The following is a 24,367-nucleotide window of genomic DNA, read 5'->3' on the forward strand; positions in this document are numbered from 1 at the left end:
GCCGGGCCGCCGCACGGCCCGCGACCGCGGTGACCCTGCTGCTCACCACCGACGCCCTGCTCGATCTCGCCACCGCCGGCCCCGGCCACGAGACGCTCGTCGCGCTGATGATGGCCGGCTGCGTCGAACTGCCGCTGGCCGCCCTCTGTCTGGCCCTCGGACGGGCGCGGGCCGCCGACCGGTCAAAGCGTCCCGACCACCGCCGCCCTGGTCGCCGCCGTCCGGGTCGCCGCCGTCCGGGTCGGGAGCCGGGCCGTCAGCGCGCGGGTCTCCTCGTCCCGAGGTGTGTAGACGACCATGCGCGGGCCCTGGCCCGGGCCGAGCCAGAGGCTCGTGTACTCGTAGCTCAGCAGCCCGACCTCCGGCACGAGGAAGCGCTTCAGCCCGTTGCCCGGCCGCAGGACGTCGTGCCGCTGCCAGGCCGCGTCGAAGTCCGGAGAGGCCTTGCGGAGCCGGCAGAGCAGCGTCCGCCAGGCGGGCTCGGAGGTGTGCTCGCCCATGCCCGAGCGGAACCGGGCCACCATGACGTCCCGCTCGTACTCGTGGTCGACCAGCACGTCGCGGAACCGCGAGGGGGTGAAGGCCAGCCACATCAGGTTGCGGTCCTCGTGCGGCAGCGCGCCCAGGTCGCCCACGATCCCGGCGTACGGCGCGTTGTGGGCGAGTACGTCGTAGCGGGAGTTGATCACCGCGGCCGGGTAGGGGGCCAACTGGTCCAGGGCCGTCCGGACGCCCGGTGTCACGGTCGGGCACTCCACCACCGGCGTCGGATCCTCGGCACCGGCCAGCGCGAACAGGTGGGCCCGCTCGCTCGGATCGAGGAGCAGAGCCCGGGCCACCGCGTCCAGCACCTGGACGGACACCTGGATGGACCGCCCCTGCTCCAGCCACGTGTACCAGGTCACCCCGACCGCGGCGAGCTGCGCCACCTCCTCGCGGCGCAGGCCCGGAGTCCGGCGGCGGCCGGTCATCGGCAGGCCCACCTGCTCCGGGGCGATCCGCTCGCGACGGCTGCGCAGGAAGGCCGCCAGCTCGTGGCGGCGAGCATCGGCGGCAGGTACCTTGCCCGTGTTCGCGGCGGCCGTACCGCCGGTGGCCGTACCGGTCGGGGCGGCAGTCGTCAGGCTCATCCCCCCAGCATGCGCCACCCGCCATCCTGTTGCCAGGTACTCCTTATACCTGGATAAGCACACTCTGGTACCAGGGTCCGGCGCGTCGGATCGTATGACTCGTGACCCAACAACTCACCGTCGCCAAGTCCACCGCCACCGCCCTCCCGGCATCCGCCCGCCCCGCCGCCCCGGCCGACGCCGTCTCCACAGCCACCGTGTCCAGGGCCACCGCCTCCTCCGCCCACTCCGCACTCGGCACCGCCGGACTGGTCACCGTCCTGCTCGGGGCATTCCTCCCGATGCTGGACTTCTTCATCGTCAACGTCGCCCTGCCGACCATCGACCACGACCTCGCCGCCGGCCCCGCCGTCCTGGAACTGGTCGCGGCCGGGTACGGCATCGCCTTCGCCGTGCTGCTGGTCCTCGGCGGCCGGCTCGGCGACATCTACGGTCGTCGCCGCCTCTTCGTCGTCGGTGCCGCGGCCTTCGCGGTCACCTCGCTCGCCTGCGGACTCGCTCCCGGTGCCTGGACTCTGGTCGCCGCCCGCGCCGCCCAGGGGGCCTCGGCCGCCCTGCTGGTCCCCCAGGTCCTCGGCACGATCACCGCCGCCACCCACGGCGCCCGGCGCGGCCGCGCACTCTCCGTCTACGGCGCGGTCGCGGGCATCTCGGTGGTGATCGGCCAGGTCCTCGGCGGAATCCTGGTCGCCGCCGACCTCTTCGGCACCGGCTGGCGCTCGGTCTTCCTCCTGAACGTCCCCTTCGCCCTGCTCACCGTCGGCCTCGCCTTCCGTTACGTCCCGGAGAGCCGGGCCGAGCAGGCCGCCAAGGTCGACATCGCCGGCACCGTCCTGCTCACCGCCACCATGCTCGCCCTGCTGGTCCCCCTGATGGAGGGCCGCGCCGCCGGTTGGCCGCTGTGGTCCTGGCTGCTGCTGGCGCTGTCGCCCGTCCTCGCCACCGCGTTCGTCCTGGTCGAGCTGCGGGCCGAACGGCGCGGCGGCTCCCCGCTGGTGCCGCCCACCCTGCTGCGCATCCCCGAGATGCGGCGCGGCCTCGGTATCGCCCTCCCCTACTTCGGCGGCTTCGGCGGCTTCATGTTCGTCATCGCCGTCGCCCTCCAGCAGGGCCTCCACCTCGGCCCGGTCGCGGCCGGCTGGGCGCTGGTCCCGATGGCCGTCGGCTACTTCACCGCCTCGCTCGCCGGTCCTCGTCTGATCGGCCGCTTCGGCAGCCGCGTCCTCACCGCCGGCGCCGTCGTCCAGGCGGTCGGCCTCGCCACCCTGGCCGTGACCGTCCTCGCCGACTGGTCGCACTTCTCCCCGCTCCGGATGGCCCCCGGCGTCGCGCTCGCCGGCATCGGCCAGGGCCTGATCGGCACCCCGCTCTTCCGCGTCATCCTCTCCAAGGTCCCCGCCGACCGGGCCGGCGTCGGCAGCGGCGTCCTCGCCACCAGCCAGCAGTCCAGCCTGGCGCTCGGCGTCGCCACCCTCGGCACCCTCTACCTCGCCCTCTCCCCGACGCTGGGCCTCGACCGCGCCCTCGCCCTCTGCCTGGGCATCCAGCTCCTCGGTTCCTTCGCCATCCTCTGCCTCACCCTCCGTCTCCCCCGCTCCATCGGATGACGGTGGACGACCGGGTTCGGCGGCGCCTCGTAGCGGCGTGCCCGCCTGCCTCGGCGGAGGCGGGCACGCGGCTGTGAGACCACCCAAGCCGCGCCGCCCTCCTCCGCGCCGCCCCTCTTCGCCGTCCCTCCTCTTCGCCGTCCCTTCTCCTCGCCGCTTTCTCCGACCGCCGCGCTCAGCCCGGTCGCCCGGAGGTGAGCGTGCAGCTCCCGTCCGCGCAGGAGCGCTTCAAGCGGCCCCGCGAGACGGTCTCCAGCAGCCCGATCGTCCAGCACATCGGGCAGCCCCGCAGGGCGAGCACACCGACCGGGAGGAGCAGCAGGGCGACCGGTCCGACCACCGGGACCAGCGCGAACGCGCCGACCAGCGAGCCGAAACCCACCGCACCGCGCAGCAGATGACGGGGCAGCGAGGCGCTCGCGAAGTCCGGACGGTCAGTCATCGCCACCTCCCGCAGGAGGCCGGGCAGCGTCCCACAACGACTGCCGGACCGCCGCGCGGGCACGGTGCAGCCGCGACTTCATCGCGGCGCCGCTCAGGCCCAGCGCATCGGCGACCGTCCGCCCGCTGAGACCCTGAACGTCCCGCATGACCAGGACGCTCCGCTGGTCGTCCGGGAGCGCGGCGATCGCCGCCGCCACCCGGCCGGCCTCCAGGCGGTTCAACACCTCGTCCTCGGCCGACACGGCGACGGCCTCCTCCACCTGCGGCCGGTCCCGCAGCAGCGTGCGTGCCCGGCGCAGGCACTCGTTGCGGACGATCCGGAAGGTCCACGACGCGAGCGCACCGGACGCCCGCAACATCCCGATCTTCCGGTACAGGATGATCAGCGCCTCCTGCGCCGCGTCCTCGGCGTCCTGCGGCGAGGCGCAGAGCGACCGCGCGAACCGCTGCACGTGCGGGTGCGCACCCGACACCAGCGCGGCGAGCGAATCAACGTCGCCCCGCTGCGCCGCGCGGACCAGTACCTCCCCCGGCCAGGCGGCGGACTCAGCCACGGCCCCGCCCCCGCTTCCGCAGCACGACCACGCTGCACGTGCACAGCAGCACCACGACGACACCGACAGCGATTCCCACGACCACGACGACCTCCCAAGTCCTGCTCCGACGCCTGTCCGAACGTCCGTCCGTCCGTCGAAGACATTCATAGGAGAGTCGCCGCCGGTCAAAGGATTCTGCCCCGCCCCCACTTTCTTTCCGGCCGCGTCCCGCCCGCCGACGTCTCGGGCTCGGCGGAGGCACCGGCTCGCGGGAAGGCCCGGAGGGGCGGGGCCGTCAGGCCGGTTGGGCGGCGAGGGTGCGGGGAGCCGGTGCGGGGGCCGGACCGGGGAGCGGGAGGTCGGGGGCGTAGGTGAACCAGACCACCTTGCCGGTGCCTGCGGGCTCCCAGCCCCACGCCGCCGCCAGGGCCTCCACCAGGAGGAGGCCGCGTCCGTCGGTGGCGTCCTGGTCGGGCTCGGGGGCCGGGGCGGGCCGGCGGAGGGTCGGGCAGGTGTCGGCGACCTCGATGCGGAGGAGGGCGGAGGACCACCGGACGGTGAGGGTGCAGCGACCGCCCGCGTGCTCGACGGCGTTGGCGATGAGCTCGCCCGCGCACAGTTCGACGTCCGCCAGGGCGTCGTCCGACAGCGGCAGGTCCCAGGCGCGGGCGGTGTCCGCGACATGGCGGCGCGCCGCCGGGACCGCGGCAGGGTCCGGCGGGACGTCCCTCACGCAAGGCGTACCGCTTGTGATCACTGTTGCTCTCCGTCTCTGCGAAGTCCCTTGCGATTCCGACCGCTCCGCCACCCGTGAGGCTGACATCCATTCAACGCGGGTACACAGGACGGGAGAACCGGCGATGCTGGTCGGAGCGTTGAACCGGTTGAACGAAGGACGGGGATCGCGATGGCGAGACGACCGCGCACACCCAACACCGGACTGGCCGCTCTCCTCCTCCAGGCCCGCTGGGGCAACGACCAGCTCGCCCGGGCGGTGAACCGGGTCGGCGGGGAACAGGGGCTCGGCCTCACCTACGACAAGTCGTCCGTCTCGCACTGGCTCTCCGGCGCGCGCCCGCGTGCGGAGGTGCGCGAGGTGGTCCGGGAGGCGTTCGCGCGCCGGCTCGGGCGCCCCGTGACCCCGGAGGAGACCGGGTTCGGCGATCCGGTCCAGCAGGGCGGCGGCGCACCGGGCGGCAGCACGCTGTCCGATCTGATGTCGATCGGCAAGGCCGACGTGGACCCGTCCCGCCGGGGAGTGCTCTCCGCCGGGCTCTACTCCGTCGCGCTCGCCCTGCCGGGGTTCGACGACCCGGACGCCGCCGACCGGGTCACCCGTACCGGCGCCGGGCGCACCGTCCGGATCGGGCCGGGCGAGGTGGAGACCGTACGGGCGATGACGGGCCGGATCGCCGGCATCCTCGACGAACTGGGCGCCGCCCACGCCCGGCCGATGGCCGCGGCGTTCCTGGTCAACTCGGTCGGGCCGTGGCTCCGGGCGTCCGGCAGCGAGCAGGTGAAGGCCGACCTGCTGGCGGCAGCGGCCGACCTCACCTACCTGACCGGGTGGATGGCCATGTACGAGACGGCGCACGGGCTCGGGCAGCAGTACTACGTCCAGGCGCTCAAGCTCGCCCGCGAGGCCCGGGACCACGTCACCTACTGCCGCACGCTGCGCGGCATGGCCCTGCAGGCGTCGAACCTCGGCTACGGTCCCAGGGCGCTGGAACTCGCCGACTCCGCCGCCGAGGCCGCCCCTGCGGCAGGGCCGCGCCTGCGTGCCTTCCTCGCCGGCCAGCAGGCGCACGGCGCGGCCATGGTGAAGGACCGGCGCCAGGCGTTCGCGCGGCTGGCCGAGACCGAGGCCGCGCTCGCCAGGGCGGACGGCCGCAACGACGCGGTCGGCGGCTACGACCAGGCCGCCTACCACTTCCACGTCGCGCACGTCCTGTACGAACTCGGCGACCTCGCCGGGTCCGTGCAGGAACTTCAGATCTCCAACCGGGTCCGTCCGGCCAACGAGAAGCAGGGCCGGGTGCACGCCAACGGGCTGCTCGCCCGGCGGCAGACGGAGCTGGGCCACGTCGAGGCGGCGTGCGCGACGTGGCACGCGTTCCTGGACGACTACGTCACCCTCAGCTCCGTCCGCGGCGACGAGCACTTCCGGGCGCTCGGCACGTCGTTGGCCGCCCGCGCAGGCAGCCCCGGGGTGGTCCGCCGGCTTCGGCAGCGCACCGACGAGGTGGCCCGCCAGAAGACCGCGTAGCGGCCCCGCCCCACCCGGCCGGCGACCGGCGACCGGCGACCGGCGCTCAAGGCCCGGTGCTCAAGACCCGGGGCTCACGGCCCGGTGCTCAAGACCCGGGGGTCGGGGCAGGGCCCGGTGACGCACCCTCCTGGCAGACTCGGCGCCATGCGACGCGCCCTGCGACCGGACCTGACCCTGCTGCGCGAACTCGTCGAGGACTCACCGGAACTCGGACGGAGGCCGACCCGCCCCGCGCCGGAACAATGGCTCCGCGACGCCGAGGCACGGATCGGGACGGCACTGCCGCCGTCCTACCGGTGGTGGCTCGCCGAGTACGGCCGGGGGCGGACGCTCGGGGCGGACATCGCGACGGTCGTCCCGCCCGAATGCGCCGAGGACGTCCACGAGGCCGTCAGCGCGCCCTGGCGGCGGTCCGCCGACCGGCTCCGCTTCGCCGGCGAGCCCGACGGCGGCAACGAGTACCACTTCGCCCTCGACCGGACGGGAGAGGCCGGGGCGGGCGAGTTCCCGGTGGTCCGCCGGGACGGCCTCGACGGCGAGGAGTACCCGGAGGCGGAGTCCTTCGCGGGCTTCCTGGCCGTCCACCAGGCGCGATCGCGCGGACTCGGCGACGGCCCCAACCCCACGATCGCCCGGCTGTGGCGGTCGACCCCCGGCGTACTGCTCGACAGCGGCGTGCTCGTGTACGGGCCGCACGGCATCCGGGAGCGCAACGAGACGTTCGAGGTGGCCCGCTACGCGCCCGAGTGGGTGCTGATCGGCGACGACAGCGGCGGCACCGGACTGTTCATGCGCCGGCACGGCCGCGACCGCACCCGCGTGTACCGCCTCGGTCTGGGCGCGATCGACGAGAACGTCGAGACGGAGGGCGAGCTCGTGACGGACGACCTGCTCACCTGGCTGGAGGAGGCCGGTGCCGCCGGCTGAGCCGGCGCCGGGCTCCTCCGACGGCCCGGCCCCGGGAGCTACTCGCCGAGTTCGGTGAAGAGGGTCAGCTGGAGGGCGCCGGGGGCCTCCAGGCGGGAGTTGAGGGAGTTCCAGGGGGTACGGACGGGCTCGGCGATCACCTCGGCGCCGGCGGCGGCGAGCGTGGCGGTGGTGGCCGTCGCGTCGTCCACCTGGAACGCGACCCGGAGGTGGCCCGCCACCCGCCGCCCGACCTCGACGTCGTCGATGTAGTCGGCGTGCCCCGGGTCGGCGATCTCCAGGGTGGCGCGGCCGGCTTCGAGGATGGTGACCCGGCCGTCCGGGGAGGAGAAGGCGCCGCGCTCGGGCAGGCCCAGCACGTCGCGGTAGAAGTGGAGCGCCTGCTCGTAGTCGGCCGCCGTGACCACCAGACGGAGTTCACGGACGGCGGGGGCTTCCTCGGACATGCCTGCTCCTTGCGATGACGTCGGGCGACGAGGTTGCGCGATCCCGGAGGTGCGGACCGCGGGCGCGGTGTGCGACGACCGCCACCGAACCGTGAACCCCCCGCCCCCCGAGCCGATTCCCTCCTCGGTGACGGGGAGCGCGCGCCGCCCCCGTCACCGGAAAAGCCGTGGCTGCCGGGCGCCCCTTTGTGTCAGCATGACGATATGAGCAACGAACTCGTCGACGATCCTGCCGACACCCGCAACCGCGCCGACCTGACGGCCCTGGTCGCCGTCGGCGTCCAGCCCAAGTGGCTGATGTTCTGGGGCCACCGGGCGCAGCGGGACGGGTCCGTCGGGCCCGGGGTGCTGAGCCAGTGGTGGCCCGAGCACCCGTTCACCGTCGACGGGGTGGAGTACGCGACCGCCGAGCACTGGATGATGGCCGGCAAGGCGCGGATGTTCGGGGACGAGGGCATGCTGGCGCGGATCCTCGGGGCCGCGAGCCCGGCCGAGGCGAAGAAGCTCGGCCGGCAGGTCAGGGGGTTCGACGACGCGGCCTGGACGGCCGGGCGGTTCGAGCTGGTGGTGCGCGGCAACGTCGCCAAGTTCGCCCAGGACGAGGCGCTGCGCGGGTACCTGCTGTCGACCCGACGACGCGTCCTGGTGGAGGCCAGCCCGGTGGACCGGATCTGGGGCATCGGGCTCGCCGCCGACGACGCCCGGGCTCAGGAGCCGGCGGCCTGGCGCGGGCAGAACCTGCTGGGCTTCGCACTGATGGAGGCCCGGGAGCGGCTGGCCGGGTGAGCGCGGGCGCACCGGTGCCGAACGGCGGGGCCACGGCCCCGCCGAGGGGCGCGCGCCCCGCGGAGTTCGCCTTTCTCACGCCCTCCGCGCTCCCGGACTCCACTCGCAAACCTCTGGACGCACTGCCGTAACGCGGCCGCCGTATACCGACGCCAGGATGACTTGCAGTCAGGGCCTAGTTGGACAGGTTGCGGTGATCATGCGTACACGGCACACAGAACAACCCCCTTTCCCGGACGCCGGCGCGGACGCGGACGCGGACACCAACGCGCACGCGGACGCGGGCACGGGCGGCGGCACGGAGCAGGACGCGCTGGAACTCCGCGCCGAGCTGGACGAGTTACTGCGTGCCCGCCAGTACGCGGGCCAGCGCGAGCGCCGGCTCTTCGAGGCCGTCCGGGCGCTGCCGGAACGGCAGCACCCGGACGGTGAGCTGACGCGACAGCTGGCCCAGGCGCGGACGCTGCGCGAGGGACTCGCGGCCCGCTGCCTGGAGTTGAGCGACCAGCTGAAGGTCCTGGAGGATCACCTGCGGCAACCGGCTCCGCGCCTGCGGATGCCCCGCCAGCCCACCGGGGCACGGTTCGGCGGGGGCGCGTACGACGAGGCGTCCGCCCCGTCGATGTCACCCGCACCCCCGCCGCCGCGCGCTACCGGAGCACGGTTCGGCCGGTTCACCGCCCAGGCCCAGAAGGCCAAGGGGCCGACGGACCCGACCGGACCCGCAGGGCCGACCGGACCGACCTGGCCCGCAGAGCAGGCCGGACCGGCAGGAGCCGTGCCTGGGCCCGCCGCAACCACGTCCCCACCCCCGCCGCCCCCGGCCGCCGAACCGCCCCGTCGCCGCTCCCCCGACGAGCTCACCACCCTGGCCGACCGCATCATCGGCCTCTACCAGCAGGCCACCGGCGGCCACGCCCCCCAACAGGCCCACCACCACGCGCCACCCCGGCAGGCGGCCTCCCGGGAGGCCGCCGACCTGCTCGCCCGGGCCGCCACCCGCCTCACCCCGCACGACACCGCCCGTCTGGCCGCCCTGCTGTCCCGTCGCGGCTCGGCCGGCGCGTCCCTCCAGCTCGCCCGGAGCGCGGCCCAGGGCGCTCCGGAGCACGCTGCCACCACCCTGGCCGAACTGCGCGAGGCCGGGCTGGCCGAGGAGGCGACCGAGCTCTTCCACACCCTCTGGTCCTACCCGGTCACCGCGCTTCCCGCTCTGCTGAACGCGCTGGAACGCGCCGGACAGCACGCCGACAGCGCCACCCTGCTCTGGGAGTGGGGCTCCGCCCCGCCCGCCGAACTGGCCGCCCTGGCCGTCCACCTGCACCGGTCGGACCGCGCCGCCGACGCCCGGACGCTGCTCCGCCAGGCCGCGGGCCGGCCCACTGCCGACCTGGTGGGCCTCGTCACCGCTCTCGCCCCGCCGCTCCCCGGCCTGTTGCTGGGCGAGCTGGCGGCGCTGCGCCCGCCGGCCGAACTGGTCGGGCTGGCCGCCGCGCTGCACACGGCCGGCCACCGGCAGCTGTACGACGAGCTGTTGACCACACTGCTCGCGGACGCCGCCCGCCACCGCGCCACCCTCGCCGCCCTCCGCACGGAGGGCCTGCCGACCGCCCCGACCCCGCCGCCCCGCTCCCGCTGGGGCCGCCGCTAGACCCGGCCGCGGCCCTGGGACCGGACAGGCCCCGGGTCCGGACAGGCCCTGGGACCGGCCAGCGCCTGGGTCCGGACGGCGCCCGAGGTCGCCGGCCGCAGGCGCACGCGAAGAGCCCCCGCCCGCCCGAAGGCGAACGGGGGCTCCCCGCGACGAACGGCCGGCGACGGCCGGCATCAGTCGGACGTCAGCAGCCGATGAGCCGCGCCGCCAGGTACGACTTCACCTGGTCCAGCGAGACGCGCTCCTGCGCCATGGTGTCGCGCTCGCGCACGGTCACCGCGTTGTCCTCAAGCGTGTCGAAGTCGACGGTGACGCAGAACGGCGTGCCGATCTCGTCCTGGCGGCGGTACCGCTTGCCGATCGCGCCGGCGTCGTCGAACTCGACGTTCCACGCGGTGCGCAGGTCGGCGGCCAGGCCGCGGGCCTTCGGCGAGAGGTCGGCGTTGCGCGACAGCGGCAGCACCGCGACCTTGACCGGGGCCAGCCGCGGGTCGAGCCGCATGCCGACGCGCTTCTCCAGGACGCCCTTGGCGTTCGGCGCCTCGTCCTCGAAGTAGGCGTCGATCAGGAAGGCCAGCATGGCGCGGTTGAGGCCGGCCGCCGGCTCGATGACGAACGGGAAGTACCGCTCGCCGGACTCCTGGTCGAAGTACTTGAGGTCCTGGCCGGAGGCCTCGCTGTGCACCGTCAGGTCGTAGTCGGTGCGGTTGGCGATGCCCTCCAGCTCGGAGAACTCGGTACCGCCGAAGTTGAAGCGGTACTCGATGTCCACCGTGCGCTTGGCGTAGTGGGAGAGCTTCTCCTTCGGGTGGTCGAACAGGCGCATGTTGTCGGTGCGCAGACCGAGGTCGACGTACCAGTCCCAGCGCTGCTGGAGCCAGTACTCGTGCCACTGCTCGTCCTCGCCCGGCTTGACGAAGAACTCCATCTCCATCTGTTCGAACTCGCGGGTCCGGAAGATGAAGTTGCCGGGGGTGATCTCGTTGCGGAAGCTCTTGCCGACCTGGGCGATGCCGAACGGCGGCTTCTTGCGCGAGGTGGTCTGGACGGCCTTGAAGTTGGTGAAGATGCCCTGGGCGGTCTCCGGGCGCAGGTAGGCCAGGCCGCTCGCCTCCTCGGTGACACCGAGGTGGGTCTTCAGCATGCCCGAGAAGTCCTTGGGCGCGGTGAACTGGCCCTTGACGCCGCAGTCGGGGCAGTTGACGTCCTGGAGGCCGTTCGGCGGCGGGAAGCCGTGCTTGGCCTCGTACTTCTCCTCCAGGTGGTCGGCCCGGTGGCGCTTGTGGCAGGAGAGGCACTCGGTCAGCGGGTCGTTGAAGGTGGCGACGTGGCCGGAGGCCTCCCAGACCTCGCGGGCCAGGATCACCGACGAGTCGAGTCCGACGACGTCCTCACGGGCCTGGACCATCGCACGCCACCACTGGCGCTTGATGTTCTCCTTGAGCTCCACGCCCAGCGGCCCGTAGTCCCAGGCGGCACGCGTGCCACCGTAGATCTCGCTGCAGGGGTAGACGAAGCCACGGCGCTTGCTCAGGCTGACGATCGTCTCGATCTTGTCGGCTGCCACAGTGCTCTCTTCAGTACGGACGGCACGGTCAGGGCACGGCTGGTTGCGCGTACCCGAATACCTCAGGTTACCGGCCATATGGGTACAGGGTTCAAATCGGTATCGCCGGTACCTGCCCACCCACCGTCACCACCCGTTCACCCGTCCGAGTGATTTGACAATCATTTCCATCTAATCTGAGAATGGTTGTCATGATGATCCGACGACGTACTCGCAGTGCCATAGCCCTGACCGCCACCGCCCTCACCGCCGCCCTCGCCCTGACGGCCTGCGGCAGCACCGGCAGCGCCCAGGGCTCGGACGGCAAGCTGAACGTCGTCGCGTCCTTCTATCCCATGGAGTTCCTCGCCACCCAGATCGGCGGCGAGCACGTGAAGGTCACCGGCCTCACCGCCGCCGGCGTCGAGCCGCACGACCTGGAGCTCACCGCCAAGCAGGTCGCCAACGTCAAGAAGGCCGACGCGGTCGTCTACCTCAAGGGCCTCCAGCCCACCGTCGACAAGGCGGTCGCCGACTCCGGCGCCAAGCACAAGGTCGATGCCACCGCCGCCAGCCCGCTGGAGGACCACCACCTGGCGGAGGGCCACTCCGAGGGCGACGGCCACGACCACGACGAGGCCGCGGGCGACCCGCACATCTGGCTCGACCCGACCCGCTACGCGGCGGTCGCCAAGAGCGTCGGCGCCGAACTGGCCAAGGCCGACCCGGCCCACGCCGCCGACTACCAGAAGAACACCGACGAGCTGGTCGGCCGGCTGACCACCCTGGACCAGGAGTTCCGGGACGGCCTCAAGGACGTCAGGACCCGCACCTTCGTCACCAGCCACGCCGCCTTCGGCTACCTCGCCGAGCACTACGGCCTCACCCAGGTCGCCATCAACGGCGTGGACCCGGAGTCCGAGCCCACCCCGGCCCGCCTCGCCGACGTGCAGAAGGCCGCCAAGGAGAACGGCGTCACCACGATCTTCTTCGAGACCCTGGTCAGCCCCAAGCTCGCCGACACCGTCGCCAAGGACCTCGGCCTCAAGACCGCCGTCCTGGACCCGCTGGAGGGCGTCAAGGACCCGGCCAAGGACACCTACCTCACGGTCATGAAGCAGAACCTCACCAACCTCCAGGCCGCCCTCGGCGCGACCACCAGCGCCGCCAGCTGACGGGACGACACCACGCCATGACCTCCCCGACACCCCCGGCCGTCCGCCTCCACGACGCCGTCGCCTCGCGCGGCGGCCGGCCGGTGCTGCGCGGCGTCGACCTCACCGTCCGCCCCGGTGAGGTCGTCGCGCTGCTCGGCGCCAACGGCTCCGGCAAGTCCACCACCGTCAAGGCCGTCACCGGCGCCGTCCCGCTGGAGCGCGGCGGGCTGGAGCTGTTCGGCACCCCGTTCGCCCGGTTCCGCTCCTGGCACCGCATCGGGTACGTGCCGCAGCGCACCACGGCCGCCTCCGGTGTCCCGGCCACCGTCCGGGAGGTCGTCTCCACCGGGCGGCTGCCGCTGCACCGCCTGCTGCCGTTCCGGCGCCGGGACCGCGCCGCCGTCGACCGCGCCCTGGCCGCCGTCGGCATGCTGGACCGGGCCCGGGACGGCGTCGCCGACCTCTCCGGCGGCCAGCAGCAGCGGGTGCTGATCGCCCGCGCCCTGGCCGGCACCCCGGACCTGCTGATCATGGACGAGCCGATGGCCGGGGTGGACTCCGCCAGCCAGCAGGTACTCGCCGACACCCTGCGCACCGAGGTCGCCCGCGGCGCCGCCGTGCTGCTCGTGCTGCACGAACTCGGGCCGCTGGAGCCGCTGATCGACCGCGCGGTGGTGCTCCGCGACGGCTGCGTCGCGCACGACGGTCCGCCCGTCCCCAACACCGGCCTGCACGCCCTGCCCGGCCACGACCACGTCCACCCGCACGCCGATCTTCACCACACCCGGGGACTGCTGGCATGACCGAGATGCTCAGTTACGACTTCATGCAGCGGGCGCTGCTCGCCGCCGTCCTGGTCGGCATCACCGCGCCCGCCGTCGGCATCTACCTGGTCCAGCGGCGCCAGGCCCTGCTGGGCGACGGCATGGGGCACGTCGCGATGACCGGCGTCGGCCTCGGCTTCATCTTCAACACCAGCCCGGTCTGGATGGCCGTCCTGGTCTGCGTGCTCGGCGCCGTCACCATGGAGCTGGTCCGCTCGCGCGGCAACCAGCGCGGCGACATCGCCCTGGCGATGCTCTTCTACGGCGGCATGGCCTGCGGGAAGCTGCTGGTCTCCAAGTCCGCCCAGGCCGGGGCCGGCTCGCTGGAGAGCTACCTCTGGGGCTCCATCCTGACCGTCTCGCCCTCCGACCTGGCCACCATCGGCGCACTCGGCGCCGTCGTCATCGCCGTCACCCTCGGCCTGCGCCGCCAGCTCTTCGCGATCTGCCAGGACGAGGACTTCGCCAAGGTCACCGGCGTACCGGTGCGGTTCCTCAACCTGCTGCTCGCCGTGATGGCGGCGGTCACCGTCACGGTCGCCATGCGGGTGGTCGGCCTGCTGCTGGTCAGCGCGCTGATGGTGGTCCCGGTGGTCGCGGCCCAGCAGCTCACCCGGTCCTTCGCCGCCACCCAGGCCGGCTCGATCGCGGTCGGCGTGCTCGTCGCGCTGGCCGGCGTCACCGGCTCCTACCACCTGGACGTGCCCTCCGGCCCGGCCATCGTGCTGCTCGCCATCGCGGTGTTCGCCGTGTTCAGCGCGATCGCCGCACCCCTGGCCAGGCGCAGGCACCGGGACACCCCCGACGCGGGGCCGCAGGTCTGCGACGTCCAACTGCCCGGCCCGGACCGGTCCGACGCGACCGCTCCGACGTCGAGTGCGGGGCTGGCACAATGAGGTGCGAGACGCCCACCACCCCAGGAGGACCCACGGTGACCACCGCAGGCCCGTCGCCGCGTGCCCGCTCGACCCGGCAGCGAGCCGCCGTCTCGGCGGCCCTGGACGAGATCGAGGACTTCCGCAGCGCGCAGGAGCTCCACGACATGCTCAAGCACCGGGGTGACTCGGTCGGCCTGACCACCGTCTACCGGACCCTGCAGTCACTCGCCGACGCCGGCGAGGTCGACGTGCTGCGCACCGCCGACGGCGAGGCCGTGTACCGCCGGTGCAGCAGCGGGCACCACCACCACCTGGTCTGCCGCCAGTGCGGTGCCACCGTCGAGGTCGAGGGTCCGGCGGTGGAACGCTGGGCCAACTCGGTCGCCGCCGAGCACGGGTTCAGTGACATCGCACACACCCTGGAGATCTTCGGCACCTGCGCGGAGTGCGCCAAGAAGGCCTGAACCGGCCGACGCGGAAGGGCCCGTGGGAACCGTCCCACGGGCCCTTCCGCACGCCCGGGAGGACCGGGCCACCACCGCCGTGGCGCAACGCTGCGGGCTCAGCGCTGCGCCGGCAGCTCGGGCCCGGCCTCGACCTCGTTCGGCACCGCCCCGCCGAACCGGCGGTCACGCCTCGCGTACTGCTCGCAGGCCCGCCAGAGGTCCCGGCGGTCGAAGTCCGGCCAGAGCACGTCCTGGAACACGAACTCGGCGTACGCCGACTGCCAGAGCAGGAAGTTCGACGTCCGCTGCTCGCCGCTGGGGCGCAGGAAGAGGTCCACGTCCGGCATGTCCGGGTGGTACAGGTACTTGCCGAGGGTCTTCTCGTTGACCTTCTTCGGGTCCAGCTTCCCGGCCGCGACATCGGCCGCGAGGGCCGCCGCGGCGTCCGCGATCTCGGCCCGGCCACCGTAGTTGACGCACATGTACAGCGTGACGGCGTCGTTGTCCCTGGTCTGCTCCTCGGCGACCTGGAGCTCCTGGACGACGCTCTTCCACAGCTTCGGCATCCGGCCGGCCCAGCGGACCCGCACGCCCATCGCGTCCATCTCGTCCCGGCGGCGGTGGATGACGTCCCGGTTGAAGTTCATCAGGAACTTCACCTCGTCGGGCGAGCGCTTCCAGTTCTCGGTGGAGAACGCGTACAGCGAGATGTTCTTCACGCCGAGCTCGATCGCGCCCTTGAGGACGTCCAGCACCACGGCCTCGCCGACCTTGTGGCCCTCGGTGCGCGGCAGCCCGCGTTCCTTGGCCCAGCGGCCGTTGCCGTCCATGACGATCGCGACGTGGTGGGGGACCAGCTCGGCGGGGATCTGCGGGGGCCGGGCGCCGCTGGGGTGCGGGGTCGGGGGGAGGTACTCGCCCCCGGCCTTCGGCCGGGGGGACCCCCAGCTGCTTTCGCCTCCACCGAAGAGCCGTCGCGCTGCCATGTGCTCACTTCTCCACGTATCTCATCGAGCGGATGCCCCGCTCCAGGTGCCACTGCAGGTAGGCCGCGACCAGGCCGCTGCCCTCCCGCCAGTACCTCGGCTCGCAGGCGTCGGCCGTCTGCCAGTCCCCTGACAGCAGTGCCCCGAGCAGTACCAGTGTCTCAGGGGAGGGTACGGCACATCCGGGCACCCGGCAGTCCGGGCAGAGCACCCCGCCCGCCTGGAGCGAGAAGAACCGGTTGGGGCCCTCCAGGCCGCACTTGGCACAGTCGTCGAAGGTCGCGCCGTACCCGTTGACCGCCAGCGAGCGCAGCAGGAAGGCGTCCAGCACCAGGTGCGACTCGTGCAGCCCGGCGGCCAGCGTGCGCAGCCCGCCGACCAGGAGGAGGTACTGCTGGACGGCCGGCTGGCCCTCGTTCTCGGCGAACCGCTCCGCCGTCTCCAGCATCGCGGTGCCGGCGGTGTAGCGGCCGTAGTCGGTGACGATAGAGCCGCCGTACGGGGCGATCGTCTCCACCTGGGTGCAGAGCGGCAGCCCGCGGCCGATCAGGTCGCTCCCCCGGCTGAAGAACTGCACGTCCACGTGCGAGAACGGCTCCAGGCGCGCACCGAACTTGGACTTGGTCTTGCGCACCCCGCGCGCCACCGCGCGGACCTTGCCGTGGTGGCGGGTGAGCAGGGTGATGATCCGGTCGGCCTCGCCGAGCTTCTGTGCCCGGAGCACCACGCCGTCGTCCCGGAACAGGCTCATGCCACCGCCTCGCCGCGGCCGTCGAACAGTGTGGACATCCCACCATTCTCCCCCACCGGCGGGGACAGCCGTGTGCCCGCACCGGGGCCGTGGGGGGACGCCCGATCGGTGCGGGTCACGGCGGGCCCTGGGGGGGTAGGGCCCGGTTTGTGGGGGTCCGGGGTCGGCCGGAGTCGTTCCTCACGGCCAGGTGGTGCGGACGGAAGGGCGGGGACGGGAAGGCGCGGGCGGGAGAACACGGACCCGAGGGCGGGCCGGACGCGGGAGAGGACGGACGGGAGGGCGGTCGGGTCCGGGTCTAGTGCGAGGTCCGGGTCTAGTGCGAGGTGCGGGTCTAGTGCGAGGTGCGGGTCGCCGCTTCCAGCAGCACCCCGACCCGCGCCTGCGGCAGGTCCAGACAGCGCCCGACGGCGGCCAGCGCGTCCCGCTCCTGCGGCCGGTAGCGGCCGTCGGCCAGCGCGATCGCCGCGCCCTGGAGCAGCAGCCGTTCACGGCCCTGGTGGGCCAGGTGCGGGGCGAGCGGTTCGAGCACGGCGTGCAGTTCCACGGCCAGGCCGCCGGAATCGTCCAACCTGTCGCCGGGGGCTCCCCCCACCTCGTGGGCCTCGTACAGCTCCCCGCCGAGGCCGGAGAGCGCGGCCAGGGCGGCCAGCACCTGGGCCTCCCCGCAGTCCTCGAAGCCGGCGTCCCGGACGGCCGCGCAGGCCGCCTCGCGGGCCGCGCGGTGCGCGGTTCCGCCGGCCGCCAGCATGACGAGCGCCACGGTGTACTGCGCGTCGCGCAGCATCCCGCCCAGACGCACGCAGGTGGGCTGCTCCAGGCTCTCCACGCCGAACCGGCCGTGGCAGCTGGTGCACTGCACGCTGCCGACCACCGGACCGAGCGGAAGCACCGGGGTCCCCAACAACCGCAGCCACCGCCGGCCGTGCTGCCGGCGGTAGTTGCGGTCGCCGCCGCAGCCCGGACAGTAGAAGTCACCGAGAACGTCAGTCCGCCACCTCGGGCGAACACCCCACATCCCTGTCACGGCGCCACTCCCCAGACATGGCAGGCGGCCTGCACAACAATGGGCAGGTCACGCGACCGGCCACCGGGCCGTCCCACCGACCCGGCTTACCGGTGGGTCGATGTTGCCACGGTTGCCGACACGTGTCAGTACCTCGAACGGCTCGATCACCGAAAAAATGTGGCGCAGGCCACAACCTGCCAGACCGGGCCGCCCGCAGCCCCGCCCCGGCCTCCGCGAACACCACCGCGAACGCCGCCGGGCCGCCCCGCAGGACGGCCCGGCAGCCACCACCCGTACGAACTACCCGCGCTGCGCCCGGTTGACGGCGCTGATCATCGCCTTCAGCGAGGCCAGCACGGTGTTGCCGTCGATGCCCACGCCCCACAGCACCCGGCCGTCCACCGCGCACTCCACGTACGCGGCGGCCTGGGCGTCGCCGCCCTCGCTCAGCGCGTGCTCGGCGTAGTCCAGCACCCGGACGTCCACGCCGATCTGCCCCAGCGCGTCGGCGAAGGCGGAGACCGGGCCGTTGCCGGTGCCGGACAGGGGGACCGGCACGCCGTCCACCACGGCCTCGGCGGTCAGCGCGTCCCGGCCGTCCTCGGTGGTCAGGGTGCGCGAGCCGCTCAGCGCGATGCGGCCCCAGGGGTTGCCGGTGGTCGGCAGGTACTCGTCCTCGAAGACCGCCCAGATCGCGGCCGGGGTGACCTCGCCGCCCTCGGCGTCGGTCTTGGCCTGGATGATCCGGGAGAACTCGATCTGCATCCGGCGCGGCAGGTCCAGCTTGTGGTCGTTCTTCAGGACGTACGCCACGCCGCCCTTGCCGGACTGGCTGTTGACCCGGATGACCGCCTCGTAGGTGCGGCCGACGTCCTTCGGGTCGATCGGCAGGTACGGCACGCCCCAGGTGTGCTCACCGACCGGCACGCCGGCCGCCGCGGCGTCCGCCTCCAGGGCGTCGAAGCCCTTCTTGATGGCGTCCTGGTGCGAGCCCGAGAAGGAGGTGTACACCAGGTCGCCGGCGTACGGGTGGCGCGGGTGCACCTCCATCTGGTTGCAGTACTCGGCGGTGCGGCGGACCTCGTCGATGTCGGAGAAGTCGATCTCGGGGTCGACGCCCTGCGAGAACAGGTTCATGCCCAGGGTGACCAGGTCGACGTTGCCGGTCCGCTCGCCCTGCCCGAACAGGCAGCCCTCGATCCGGTCGGCACCGGCCATGTAGGCCAGCTCGGCGGAGGCGACGGCGGTACCGCGGTCGTTGTGCGGGTGCACCGACAGACAGACGGACTCGCGCCGCGACAGGTGGCGCGACATCCACTCGAACTGGTCGGCCTGGACGTTCGGGGTGGCCCGCTCGATGGTGGCCGGCAGGTTCAGGATGATCTCGCGGCCCTCGCCGGGCTGCCAGACGTCCATCACCGCCTCGCAGACCTCCAGCGCGAAGTCCAGCTCGGTGTCGACGAAGATCTCCGGCGAGTACTGGTAGCCGAAGACGGTGTCCTCGCCCAGCAGCTTGTCGGCGTACTCCATCACCAGCCGGGTGCCGTCGACGGCGATCGCCTTGGTGGCGGCCCGGTCGTTGCGGAACACCACCCGGCGGAACAGCGGCGCGGTCGCGTTGTACAGGTGGACGGTCGCGCGCGGGGCCCCGACCAGCGACTCGACGGTCTTCTCGATCAGCTCCTCGCGGGCCTGCGTCAGCACCGAGATGGTGACGTCCGCGGGGATCGCCCCCTCCTCGATCAGCGAGCGGACGAACGCGTGGTCGGTGGCCCCCGAGGAGGGGAACCCGACCTCGATCTCCTTGTAGCCCATCCGGACCAGCAGGTCGAACATCTGCCGCTTGCGGGCCGGGGACATCGGGTCGATCAGCGCCTGGTTGCCGTCCCGCAGGTCGGTGGAGAGCCAGCGCGGCGCCTTGGTGATCACCTTCGACGGCCAGGTGCGGTCCGGCAGGTCGACGGTGCCGAACGGCAGGTACCGGCCGTACCGCATGCCGGACGGCTGCTGGCGTACGGACCCGGCGGTGATCGGGGTGGGGCGGTCGACGAACGCGCGACCGGCGGTGACGGACACGGCGGAGCTCTGCTCGGTCATGGAGGTGAGTCTCGGCTTCCTGTGGTGATGCGGGGCTGGTCGGGGTGGGACGGTCACCCGACTCGGCCGGCCTGCTGCCGCTCGCGACCCGTCGTACGGTCGCCCGATTCAGCGCGCAGCACAGTCCCCGCGGCGAGGGAGCCGGCCCTTGGTGGACTACAGGCCCTCGACGCGGCAGCTAAGAAGAAGCAGCCCATTGCGCATGATGGTCCCCAGCGTAACCCAGGGCCGCACGCCCCCGAAGTGAGCCGGGCGGACATTCCACCCCTTGAGACGGCGCACGGTTCCGTCCGCGCCGGTGACAACACGTCATCAATGCCTCACGCTTGGCCACATGACAGCCGAACCGCCGCTCTGTGCGATCGTTCCGCCGTACGTCCTGGACCGCCTCGCCGAGGACGGTCACGCCCCCGCCACCCGCTCCCTCGCCCTGGACGCCGTCCACCGCACCACGCGGCTCACCGCCGTCCCCCGCCAGCCCGCCGCCGACCGTCTGGAGCGGGTGATCTCGGACGCCGGACACCGCGAGCGCCTGCCCGGCCGGGTCGTCCGGCGGGAGGGCGATCCGGCCCTCCCCGACCAGTCCGTCAACCACGCCTACGACGGCCTCGGCGCCACCTACGCGCTGTTCTCCGACGTGTACGGGCGGCACTCCGTCGACGACCAGGGTCTGCGCCTCGACGCCACCGTGCACTACGGCCGGGACTACGACAACGCCTTCTGGGACGGCCACCGGATGGTCTTCGGCGACGGCGACGGCGAGGTGTTCGGCGACTTCACCGCCTGCATCGACGTCATCGGCCACGAACTCGCCCACGGTGTCACGCAGTTCACCGCCGGCCTGGAGTACCGGGGGCAGTCCGGCGCGCTCAACGAGTCGGTCTCGGACGTCTTCGGCTCGTTGGTCAAGCAGTACGCGCTGCGGCAGGACGCCGCCGACGCGGACTGGCTGATCGGCGCCGGACTGCTCGCCCCCGGCGTGCAGGGGGTCGCGCTGCGCTCGATGAAGGCGCCCGGGACCGCCTACGACGACCCCCGGCTCGGCAAGGACCCGCAGCCCGCCCATCTGCGCGACTACGTGCACACCACCCGGGACAACGGCGGCGTGCACATCAACTCGGGCATCCCCAACCACGCCTTCTACCTGCTGGCCACCGCACTCGGCGGTCCGGCCTGGGAACGCGCGGGGCGGATCTGGTACGACGCGCTCACCGGCCGCCGGCTGCCCCCCGACGCCGACTTCACCGCCTTCGCCCGGTCCACCGTGGCCGCGGCCGCGGCCCGCTACCCGGAACCGGAGGTGGCGGACACGGTGACCGCGGCCTGGGCGAAGGTGGGCATCAGTCCGGGTTGAGCCGCGCTTAAGTCAAGGTCCGGGAAAACCCCGGCAAACGGCTTCCCCGGGTAGCACCATGGACACCATGCGCATCCAGGTGACCCGGACCGGCGGCTTCGCGGGACTCGTCCGCCACGCGGAGCTAGACACCACCGAGCGGACGGACGCCCCGCATGTGCACGCACTCGCCCGCGAGGCCGTCGCGGGCGGGCTGCGGTCCCCCTCGTACGGCGTGCCCGACGGCTTCCACTACGAGATCACCGTCGACGGGCGGACGGTGCACTGCGCCGACCCGAAACTCACCGAGTCGCAGCGCGAGCTGGTCTCCCTGGTGCTGCGCGAGGGCGCGTAGCGCTGCCCGCGTGCCCGGGGCCACTCCCCGGGCGCCGGGGCCCGGCCCCGGGCACCGGCGCGGCATCCGGACGGCCCGCAGCGGCGGCAGCACTCCCGTCCGCCCGCGCCCCCGTACGGGGGCGCGCGCCGGTCAGAGCCAGCCGTCGAGCGAGGCCAGGAAGCCCGTGAGGTCGTCACGGTGGATGGTGTGCCCGGCGCCGGGCACCCTCCGGACCTCGTACCCGACGCCGCGCAGCCGCTCGGCGTCCTCGGGCCCGGTCAGGAAGCTCCGGTCGGGGAGCTGGAGCAGCGACGGCACCGCGGGGGCGCCGGGCAGGACCGCCTGCGCGTAGAAGCCCGCGAGCCCCAGCGCGCTGTCCGGGTCCCAGGCGGCCAGCGTCGCCACTTCGACGTCCACGTCGGCCGCGTCCCAGCGCGGGGCGAGCGCGGCGATCTGCTCCCGGGTCGCCCGCTTGAAGTGGGTGAAGACGCCCGGGTCGAACAGGTCGGACTGGGCGAAGCACCAGGCCGGGTCGGAGTAGACCGCCCGGGCGGGTCGGAGCCGCTCGACCGCCTGCAGCAGGGCCAGGCCGCCGAGCGAGTGACCGACGGCGAGCTCCGCGCCGGTCGGCAGGGTGTCCACCAGGTCCTCGGCCAGCCGCTCGGGCGCGTACCGGTCGGTCGGGGTGGCGCCCTCGCCGCGCGGGCTGGCACCGTGGCCGCGAAGGTCCACGGCGATCACCCGGTAGCCGCGCGCGGCGAGCGCCGGACCGACCGACCGCCAGCTGCGGTGGTCGGACATGATCCCGTGGACCAGCAGGGCGAGCCGGTCTCCCGAGCCCCACTCACAGGTGTGCAGCTTCAATTCCCGCCCCCTGCCGTCCGGTCCGGCCCCCGCTGGTCCGGACTGCTCAGAAGCCCAGCTTACGCAGCTGCTTCGGGTCGCGCTGCCAGTCCTTGGCCACCTTGACGTGCAGGTCCAGGAAGACCGGCGTGCCGAGCAGCGCCTCGATGTGCTTGCGGGCCGTGGTGCCGACGTGCTTGAGCCGCGCGCCCTTGGCCCCGATCACGATCGCCTTCTGGCTCTGGCGCTCGATGTAGACGTTGGCGTGGATGTCCAGCAGCGGACGGTCCGCCGGCCGGCCCTCGCGCGGCAGCATCTCCTCGACGACGACCGCCAGCGAGTGCGGCAGCTCGTCCCGGACGCCCTCCAGGGCCGCCTCGCGGATCAGCTCGGCGACCATGATCTGCTCGGGCTCGTCGGTGAGGTCGCCGTCCGGGTAGAGCGGCATGCCCTCCGGGAGCAGCTTGGTGATCAGCTCGGCGACCAGGTCGACCTGCTTGTCGCCCACGGCGGACACCGGGATGATCTCGGCCCACTCGAAGCCCAGCTCGGCACCGAGCTGGTGGACGGCGATCAGCTGTTCGGCCAGCCGCTTGGAGTCGACCAGGTCGGTCTTGGTGACGATGGCGACCTTGGGGGTCTTCTTGAGCTCGGCGAGCTCCTTGACGATGAACTTGTCACCGGGGCCGAGCTTCTGGTCGGCGGGAAGGCAGAAGCCGATCACGTCGACCTCGGCCCAGGTGGAGCGGACCAGGTCGTTCAGACGCTCGCCGAGCAGGGTGCGCGGCTTGTGCAGGCCGGGGGTGTCGACCAGGACGAGCTGGGCCTCGGGGCGGTGCACGATGCCGCGCACGGTGTGCCGGGTGGTCTGCGGACGGTCGGAGGTGATCGCGACCTTCGTCCCCACCAGGGCGTTGGTCAGGGTCGACTTGCCCGCGTTGGGCCTGCCGACGAAGCACGCGAAGCCGGAGCGGTACGAGGAGGAAGGGGCACTCATGCGCCCCATTCTCCCTGATCACGGGGAGCGGGACGGACCGGGCCGCCCCGGGCGGTCACTTCTTCCCCCCTCCGAGGACCGAGGCGAGGCCCCAGACCAGCACGATCAGCAGGAACGAGACCGAACCCCAGAGCCAGAACGGCGAGCCGGTCTCCTGCCATTTGCCCATCCCCATCACGCCCAGCAGCAGTCCCGCGAAGAACGCGAACGGCCCCATCGGTAAGCCCCCTCACCGCAGCAACTCCCCGGTGAGATTATCCGCTGAACCGATACAGCAGAGCGCCCGGGGGCCGCCTCCCCGAGCGCCCGGAGCGGACTGCGACCGGACTGCGGTCCGGTCCGCGGACCCGGACCGCGGACCGCCGGCCGGACGGCGCCGGAGCGGCGTCGACCGGCCGCCCCCGCGGCCGCGTCCGGCGCACCGCTCAGCGCGCCTCGACCGAGGCCCGCAGCGTCCCGTCCGGCCCCGCCAGCAGCAGCGGCGTCCCGGCGCCGCCGAGGTCCCGGACCGCGGCCAGATCGGCCTCCGAGGGCTGCTCCGCCTCGCTCACCACGGCCGCGGCCTCCAGCGACCTCGCGCCGCTGGCCACCGCCATCGCCACCGCCGTCTGCACCGCGCTGAGCCGCAGCGACTCCAGGGCGACCGTCCCGGCCACGTACGTCCGGCCGGTCTCGTCACGCACCGCGGCCCCCTCCGCGACGCCGTTGCGGGCGCGGGCGGAGCGGGCCAGGGTGATGATCTTCTTGTCTTCGGGGTCGAGTTCGACGATGTCACTCATGCCCAGGAGCATAGGCGCCCGTCCACGGCCCCGGATCAGTGCCCGATCGGGTTCGGCGGCCCCGGCCGCAGCACCTTCACGAAGGTCTTGGGACCGGACGGCAGCGGCTCCTCGTCCTCGGCCCGCCGGCGCCAGTACGGGTTGTCGTGCGGCAGGTGGCTGCTGACCCGCCCGTACATGCCGAACGTGGTGATCACCAGCCCGAAGACGAACGCGAAGAGCACGTTCGACATCCGGAAGTTCAGGATGTTGGCGTCCGGCCGGCCGAGCACCGTCAGCCCGTAGAAGCCGGAGAGCACGAACAGCACGCCGACCACCATGTTGAGGTTGGACGCGAAGTTCCCGCCGACGACCGCGCCGCCGACCAGGATCGCGCCCACCACGATGGACAGGATGCTCAACGCCCCGTTGGTCGACATCCCGGCGATGCCGTCACCGCTGGTGGACAGGAAGCCCGGATGGTCGGCCAGCCCGAGGCAGCCGAACACGATCAGGAAGATCCCGCCGAGCCCCGCCCCGATCCGCCAGACCGTCGCGAGCTTGTGGTCCACCGGCAGTTCGTCTTGCAACTTCATGGCTACCTCC

The 24,367-nt window shown here is 73.1% G+C and carries 26 protein-coding genes; 11 read left to right on the top strand and 15 right to left on the bottom strand.

The features are described from left to right. Nucleotides 1-182: 182 nt before the first annotated feature. Nucleotides 183-1,130, bottom strand: coding sequence for a helix-turn-helix transcriptional regulator (locus ACFWIC_RS18660; RefSeq protein WP_380519445.1), 948 nt, complete (start codon nucleotides 1,128-1,130; stop codon nucleotides 183-185). Between the two features lie 101 nt (nucleotides 1,131-1,231). Here ACFWIC_RS18660 and ACFWIC_RS18665 point away from each other — a divergent pair, with 101 nt between their 5' ends. Further along, nucleotides 1,232-2,737, top strand: coding sequence for an MFS transporter (locus ACFWIC_RS18665; RefSeq protein WP_380519447.1), 1,506 nt, complete (start codon nucleotides 1,232-1,234; stop codon nucleotides 2,735-2,737). Between the two features lie 175 nt (nucleotides 2,738-2,912). On the opposite strand, the gene ACFWIC_RS18670 is transcribed toward ACFWIC_RS18665, so the two are convergent. The 3 genes from ACFWIC_RS18670 to ACFWIC_RS18680 all read right to left on the bottom strand — a co-directional run bounded on the left by ACFWIC_RS18670 (nucleotide 2,913) and on the right by ACFWIC_RS18680 (nucleotide 4,450). Beyond that, the gene (locus ACFWIC_RS18670; RefSeq protein WP_329951516.1) at nucleotides 2,913-3,179 is read right to left on the bottom strand and encodes a hypothetical protein; all 267 of its coding nucleotides are present in this window, start codon (nucleotides 3,177-3,179) and stop codon (nucleotides 2,913-2,915) included. After that, nucleotides 3,172-3,735, bottom strand: a complete 564-nt coding sequence (locus ACFWIC_RS18675; RefSeq protein ID WP_380519449.1) for an RNA polymerase sigma factor — start codon at nucleotides 3,733-3,735, stop codon at nucleotides 3,172-3,174. Before ACFWIC_RS18675 ends, ACFWIC_RS18670 begins: the two co-directional genes overlap by 8 nt. Nucleotides 3,736-4,012: 277 nt before the next feature. Then, nucleotides 4,013-4,450 carry an ATP-binding protein gene (locus tag ACFWIC_RS18680; RefSeq protein ID WP_329879018.1) on the bottom strand — a complete coding sequence of 146 codons (438 nt, stop codon included), beginning with the start codon at nucleotides 4,448-4,450 and terminating at the stop codon, nucleotides 4,013-4,015. 174 nt (nucleotides 4,451-4,624) lie between these two features. On the opposite strand from ACFWIC_RS18680, the gene ACFWIC_RS18685 reads away from it, so the two are divergent. Both ACFWIC_RS18685 and ACFWIC_RS18690 read left to right on the top strand, forming a co-directional pair. Then, nucleotides 4,625-5,983 (top strand): hypothetical protein, encoded by a 1,359-nt coding sequence (locus tag ACFWIC_RS18685; protein WP_380353987.1) that lies wholly within the window; start codon nucleotides 4,625-4,627, stop codon nucleotides 5,981-5,983. Between the two features lie 147 nt (nucleotides 5,984-6,130). Continuing rightward, nucleotides 6,131-6,913 carry an SMI1/KNR4 family protein gene (locus ACFWIC_RS18690; RefSeq protein WP_380519451.1) on the top strand — a complete coding sequence of 261 codons (783 nt, stop codon included), beginning with the start codon at nucleotides 6,131-6,133 and terminating at the stop codon, nucleotides 6,911-6,913. 38 nt (nucleotides 6,914-6,951) lie between these two features. Here ACFWIC_RS18690 and ACFWIC_RS18695 read toward each other — a convergent pair whose 3' ends face one another. Beyond that, nucleotides 6,952-7,359, bottom strand: a complete 408-nt coding sequence (locus ACFWIC_RS18695; RefSeq protein ID WP_329879021.1) for a VOC family protein — start codon at nucleotides 7,357-7,359, stop codon at nucleotides 6,952-6,954. Between the two features lie 204 nt (nucleotides 7,360-7,563). On the opposite strand from ACFWIC_RS18695, the gene ACFWIC_RS18700 reads away from it, so the two are divergent. Both ACFWIC_RS18700 and ACFWIC_RS18705 read left to right on the top strand, forming a co-directional pair. Beyond that, entirely contained in the window at nucleotides 7,564-8,145 is a 582-nt protein-coding gene (locus tag ACFWIC_RS18700; RefSeq protein ID WP_355402307.1) for an NADAR family protein, read from the top strand. Nucleotides 8,146-8,344: 199 nt separating this feature from the next. After that, the gene (locus tag ACFWIC_RS18705; RefSeq protein ID WP_380519453.1) at nucleotides 8,345-9,796 is read left to right on the top strand and encodes a hypothetical protein; all 1,452 of its coding nucleotides are present in this window, start codon (nucleotides 8,345-8,347) and stop codon (nucleotides 9,794-9,796) included. Between the two features lie 187 nt (nucleotides 9,797-9,983). Here the strand turns inward: ACFWIC_RS18705 and ACFWIC_RS18710 are convergent, their stop codons facing one another. After that, nucleotides 9,984-11,366 (bottom strand): glycine--tRNA ligase, encoded by a 1,383-nt coding sequence (locus ACFWIC_RS18710; protein WP_329879024.1) that lies wholly within the window; start codon nucleotides 11,364-11,366, stop codon nucleotides 9,984-9,986. A 191-nt stretch (nucleotides 11,367-11,557) separates the two neighbouring features. Here ACFWIC_RS18710 and ACFWIC_RS18715 point away from each other — a divergent pair, with 191 nt between their 5' ends. From ACFWIC_RS18715 to ACFWIC_RS18730, 4 genes are read left to right on the top strand one after another with little or no spacing between them, the layout of a single operon-like run. Continuing rightward, on the top strand, nucleotides 11,558-12,520 hold the full coding sequence (locus tag ACFWIC_RS18715) for a metal ABC transporter substrate-binding protein (protein WP_329951510.1): 963 nt from the start codon (nucleotides 11,558-11,560) through the stop codon (nucleotides 12,518-12,520). A gap of 17 nt (nucleotides 12,521-12,537) precedes the next feature. Then, on the top strand, nucleotides 12,538-13,305 hold the full coding sequence (locus ACFWIC_RS18720) for a metal ABC transporter ATP-binding protein (protein ID WP_329879026.1): 768 nt from the start codon (nucleotides 12,538-12,540) through the stop codon (nucleotides 13,303-13,305). Further along, entirely contained in the window at nucleotides 13,302-14,222 is a 921-nt protein-coding gene (locus tag ACFWIC_RS18725; RefSeq protein WP_355402302.1) for a metal ABC transporter permease, read from the top strand. Before ACFWIC_RS18720 ends, ACFWIC_RS18725 begins: the two co-directional genes overlap by 4 nt. A gap of 35 nt (nucleotides 14,223-14,257) precedes the next feature. Next, nucleotides 14,258-14,668 (top strand): Fur family transcriptional regulator, encoded by a 411-nt coding sequence (locus tag ACFWIC_RS18730; RefSeq protein WP_327676752.1) that lies wholly within the window; start codon nucleotides 14,258-14,260, stop codon nucleotides 14,666-14,668. Nucleotides 14,669-14,766: 98 nt separating this feature from the next. Here ACFWIC_RS18730 and ACFWIC_RS18735 read toward each other — a convergent pair whose 3' ends face one another. From ACFWIC_RS18735 to leuA, 4 genes are all read right to left on the bottom strand, one after another. Then, the gene (locus ACFWIC_RS18735) at nucleotides 14,767-15,636 is read right to left on the bottom strand and encodes an isoprenyl transferase (protein WP_329885197.1); all 870 of its coding nucleotides are present in this window, start codon (nucleotides 15,634-15,636) and stop codon (nucleotides 14,767-14,769) included. A 4-nt stretch (nucleotides 15,637-15,640) separates the two neighbouring features. After that, a complete protein-coding gene (gene recO / locus ACFWIC_RS18740; RefSeq protein ID WP_329885196.1) occupies nucleotides 15,641-16,387 on the bottom strand; it encodes a DNA repair protein RecO in 747 nt (248 codons plus the stop codon). 334 nt (nucleotides 16,388-16,721) lie between these two features. Beyond that, a complete protein-coding gene (locus ACFWIC_RS18745) occupies nucleotides 16,722-17,261 on the bottom strand; it encodes a TerB family tellurite resistance protein (protein ID WP_355402299.1) in 540 nt (179 codons plus the stop codon). Nucleotides 17,262-17,696: 435 nt separating this feature from the next. Next, complete coding sequence (leuA, locus tag ACFWIC_RS18750; protein ID WP_380353974.1) at nucleotides 17,697-19,493, bottom strand: 2-isopropylmalate synthase; 1,797 nt, start codon at nucleotides 19,491-19,493, stop codon at nucleotides 17,697-17,699. Between the two features lie 334 nt (nucleotides 19,494-19,827). On the opposite strand from leuA, the gene ACFWIC_RS18755 reads away from it, so the two are divergent. Beyond that, nucleotides 19,828-20,847 (top strand): M4 family metallopeptidase, encoded by a 1,020-nt coding sequence (locus ACFWIC_RS18755; protein WP_380353972.1) that lies wholly within the window; start codon nucleotides 19,828-19,830, stop codon nucleotides 20,845-20,847. 67 nt (nucleotides 20,848-20,914) lie between these two features. Beyond that, complete coding sequence (locus ACFWIC_RS18760) at nucleotides 20,915-21,181, top strand: protealysin inhibitor emfourin (RefSeq protein ID WP_329885193.1); 267 nt, start codon at nucleotides 20,915-20,917, stop codon at nucleotides 21,179-21,181. A gap of 132 nt (nucleotides 21,182-21,313) precedes the next feature. Here the strand turns inward: ACFWIC_RS18760 and ACFWIC_RS18765 are convergent, their stop codons facing one another. The 5 genes from ACFWIC_RS18765 to ACFWIC_RS18785 form a co-directional block, all read right to left on the bottom strand. Continuing rightward, nucleotides 21,314-22,027: an alpha/beta fold hydrolase gene (locus ACFWIC_RS18765; RefSeq protein ID WP_355402292.1), complete on the bottom strand. Its 714-nt coding sequence runs from the start codon at nucleotides 22,025-22,027 to the stop codon at nucleotides 21,314-21,316. 46 nt (nucleotides 22,028-22,073) lie between these two features. Then, nucleotides 22,074-23,003 (bottom strand): GTPase Era, encoded by a 930-nt coding sequence (gene era, locus ACFWIC_RS18770; RefSeq protein ID WP_329885191.1) that lies wholly within the window; start codon nucleotides 23,001-23,003, stop codon nucleotides 22,074-22,076. 55 nt (nucleotides 23,004-23,058) lie between these two features. Continuing rightward, entirely contained in the window at nucleotides 23,059-23,220 is a 162-nt protein-coding gene (locus tag ACFWIC_RS18775; RefSeq protein WP_329951505.1) for a hypothetical protein, read from the bottom strand. Nucleotides 23,221-23,428: 208 nt separating this feature from the next. Then, nucleotides 23,429-23,782 carry a cytidine deaminase gene (locus ACFWIC_RS18780; RefSeq protein ID WP_329885189.1) on the bottom strand — a complete coding sequence of 118 codons (354 nt, stop codon included), beginning with the start codon at nucleotides 23,780-23,782 and terminating at the stop codon, nucleotides 23,429-23,431. A gap of 35 nt (nucleotides 23,783-23,817) precedes the next feature. Next, entirely contained in the window at nucleotides 23,818-24,357 is a 540-nt protein-coding gene (locus ACFWIC_RS18785) for a DUF4383 domain-containing protein (protein ID WP_329885188.1), read from the bottom strand. Nucleotides 24,358-24,367: the final 10 nt, after the last annotated feature.

It is taken from the genome of Kitasatospora sp. NPDC127035 (assembly GCF_042726075.1).
Lineage (GTDB): Bacteria > Actinomycetota > Actinomycetes > Streptomycetales > Streptomycetaceae > Kitasatospora.

What these genes read in the sequence shown, in the direction of transcription:
- ACFWIC_RS18660 (WP_380519445.1), bottom strand. Translation starts at nt 1,130, where the DNA reads ATGAGCCTGACGACTGCCGCCCCGACCGGTACGGCCACCGGCGGTACG.
- ACFWIC_RS18670 (WP_329951516.1), bottom strand. Translation starts at nt 3,179, where the DNA reads ATGACTGACCGTCCGGACTTCGCGAGCGCCTCGCTGCCCCGTCATCTG.
- ACFWIC_RS18685 (WP_380353987.1), top strand. Translation starts at nt 4,625, where the DNA reads ATGGCGAGACGACCGCGCACACCCAACACCGGACTGGCCGCTCTCCTC.
- ACFWIC_RS18690 (WP_380519451.1), top strand. Translation starts at nt 6,131, where the DNA reads ATGCGACGCGCCCTGCGACCGGACCTGACCCTGCTGCGCGAACTCGTC.
- ACFWIC_RS18695 (WP_329879021.1), bottom strand. Translation starts at nt 7,359, where the DNA reads ATGTCCGAGGAAGCCCCCGCCGTCCGTGAACTCCGTCTGGTGGTCACG.
- ACFWIC_RS18700 (WP_355402307.1), top strand. Translation starts at nt 7,564, where the DNA reads ATGAGCAACGAACTCGTCGACGATCCTGCCGACACCCGCAACCGCGCC.
- ACFWIC_RS18705 (WP_380519453.1), top strand. Translation starts at nt 8,345, where the DNA reads ATGCGTACACGGCACACAGAACAACCCCCTTTCCCGGACGCCGGCGCG.
- ACFWIC_RS18715 (WP_329951510.1), top strand. Translation starts at nt 11,558, where the DNA reads ATGATGATCCGACGACGTACTCGCAGTGCCATAGCCCTGACCGCCACC.
- ACFWIC_RS18720 (WP_329879026.1), top strand. Translation starts at nt 12,538, where the DNA reads ATGACCTCCCCGACACCCCCGGCCGTCCGCCTCCACGACGCCGTCGCC.
- ACFWIC_RS18725 (WP_355402302.1), top strand. Translation starts at nt 13,302, where the DNA reads ATGACCGAGATGCTCAGTTACGACTTCATGCAGCGGGCGCTGCTCGCC.
- ACFWIC_RS18735 (WP_329885197.1), bottom strand. Translation starts at nt 15,636, where the DNA reads ATGGCAGCGCGACGGCTCTTCGGTGGAGGCGAAAGCAGCTGGGGGTCC.
- recO (WP_329885196.1), bottom strand. Translation starts at nt 16,387, where the DNA reads ATGAGCCTGTTCCGGGACGACGGCGTGGTGCTCCGGGCACAGAAGCTC.
- leuA (WP_380353974.1), bottom strand. Translation starts at nt 19,493, where the DNA reads ATGACCGAGCAGAGCTCCGCCGTGTCCGTCACCGCCGGTCGCGCGTTC.
- ACFWIC_RS18755 (WP_380353972.1), top strand. Translation starts at nt 19,828, where the DNA reads ATGACAGCCGAACCGCCGCTCTGTGCGATCGTTCCGCCGTACGTCCTG.
- ACFWIC_RS18760 (WP_329885193.1), top strand. Translation starts at nt 20,915, where the DNA reads ATGCGCATCCAGGTGACCCGGACCGGCGGCTTCGCGGGACTCGTCCGC.
- era (WP_329885191.1), bottom strand. Translation starts at nt 23,003, where the DNA reads ATGAGTGCCCCTTCCTCCTCGTACCGCTCCGGCTTCGCGTGCTTCGTC.
- ACFWIC_RS18775 (WP_329951505.1), bottom strand. Translation starts at nt 23,220, where the DNA reads ATGGGGCCGTTCGCGTTCTTCGCGGGACTGCTGCTGGGCGTGATGGGG.
- ACFWIC_RS18780 (WP_329885189.1), bottom strand. Translation starts at nt 23,782, where the DNA reads ATGAGTGACATCGTCGAACTCGACCCCGAAGACAAGAAGATCATCACC.
- ACFWIC_RS18785 (WP_329885188.1), bottom strand. Translation starts at nt 24,357, where the DNA reads ATGAAGTTGCAAGACGAACTGCCGGTGGACCACAAGCTCGCGACGGTC.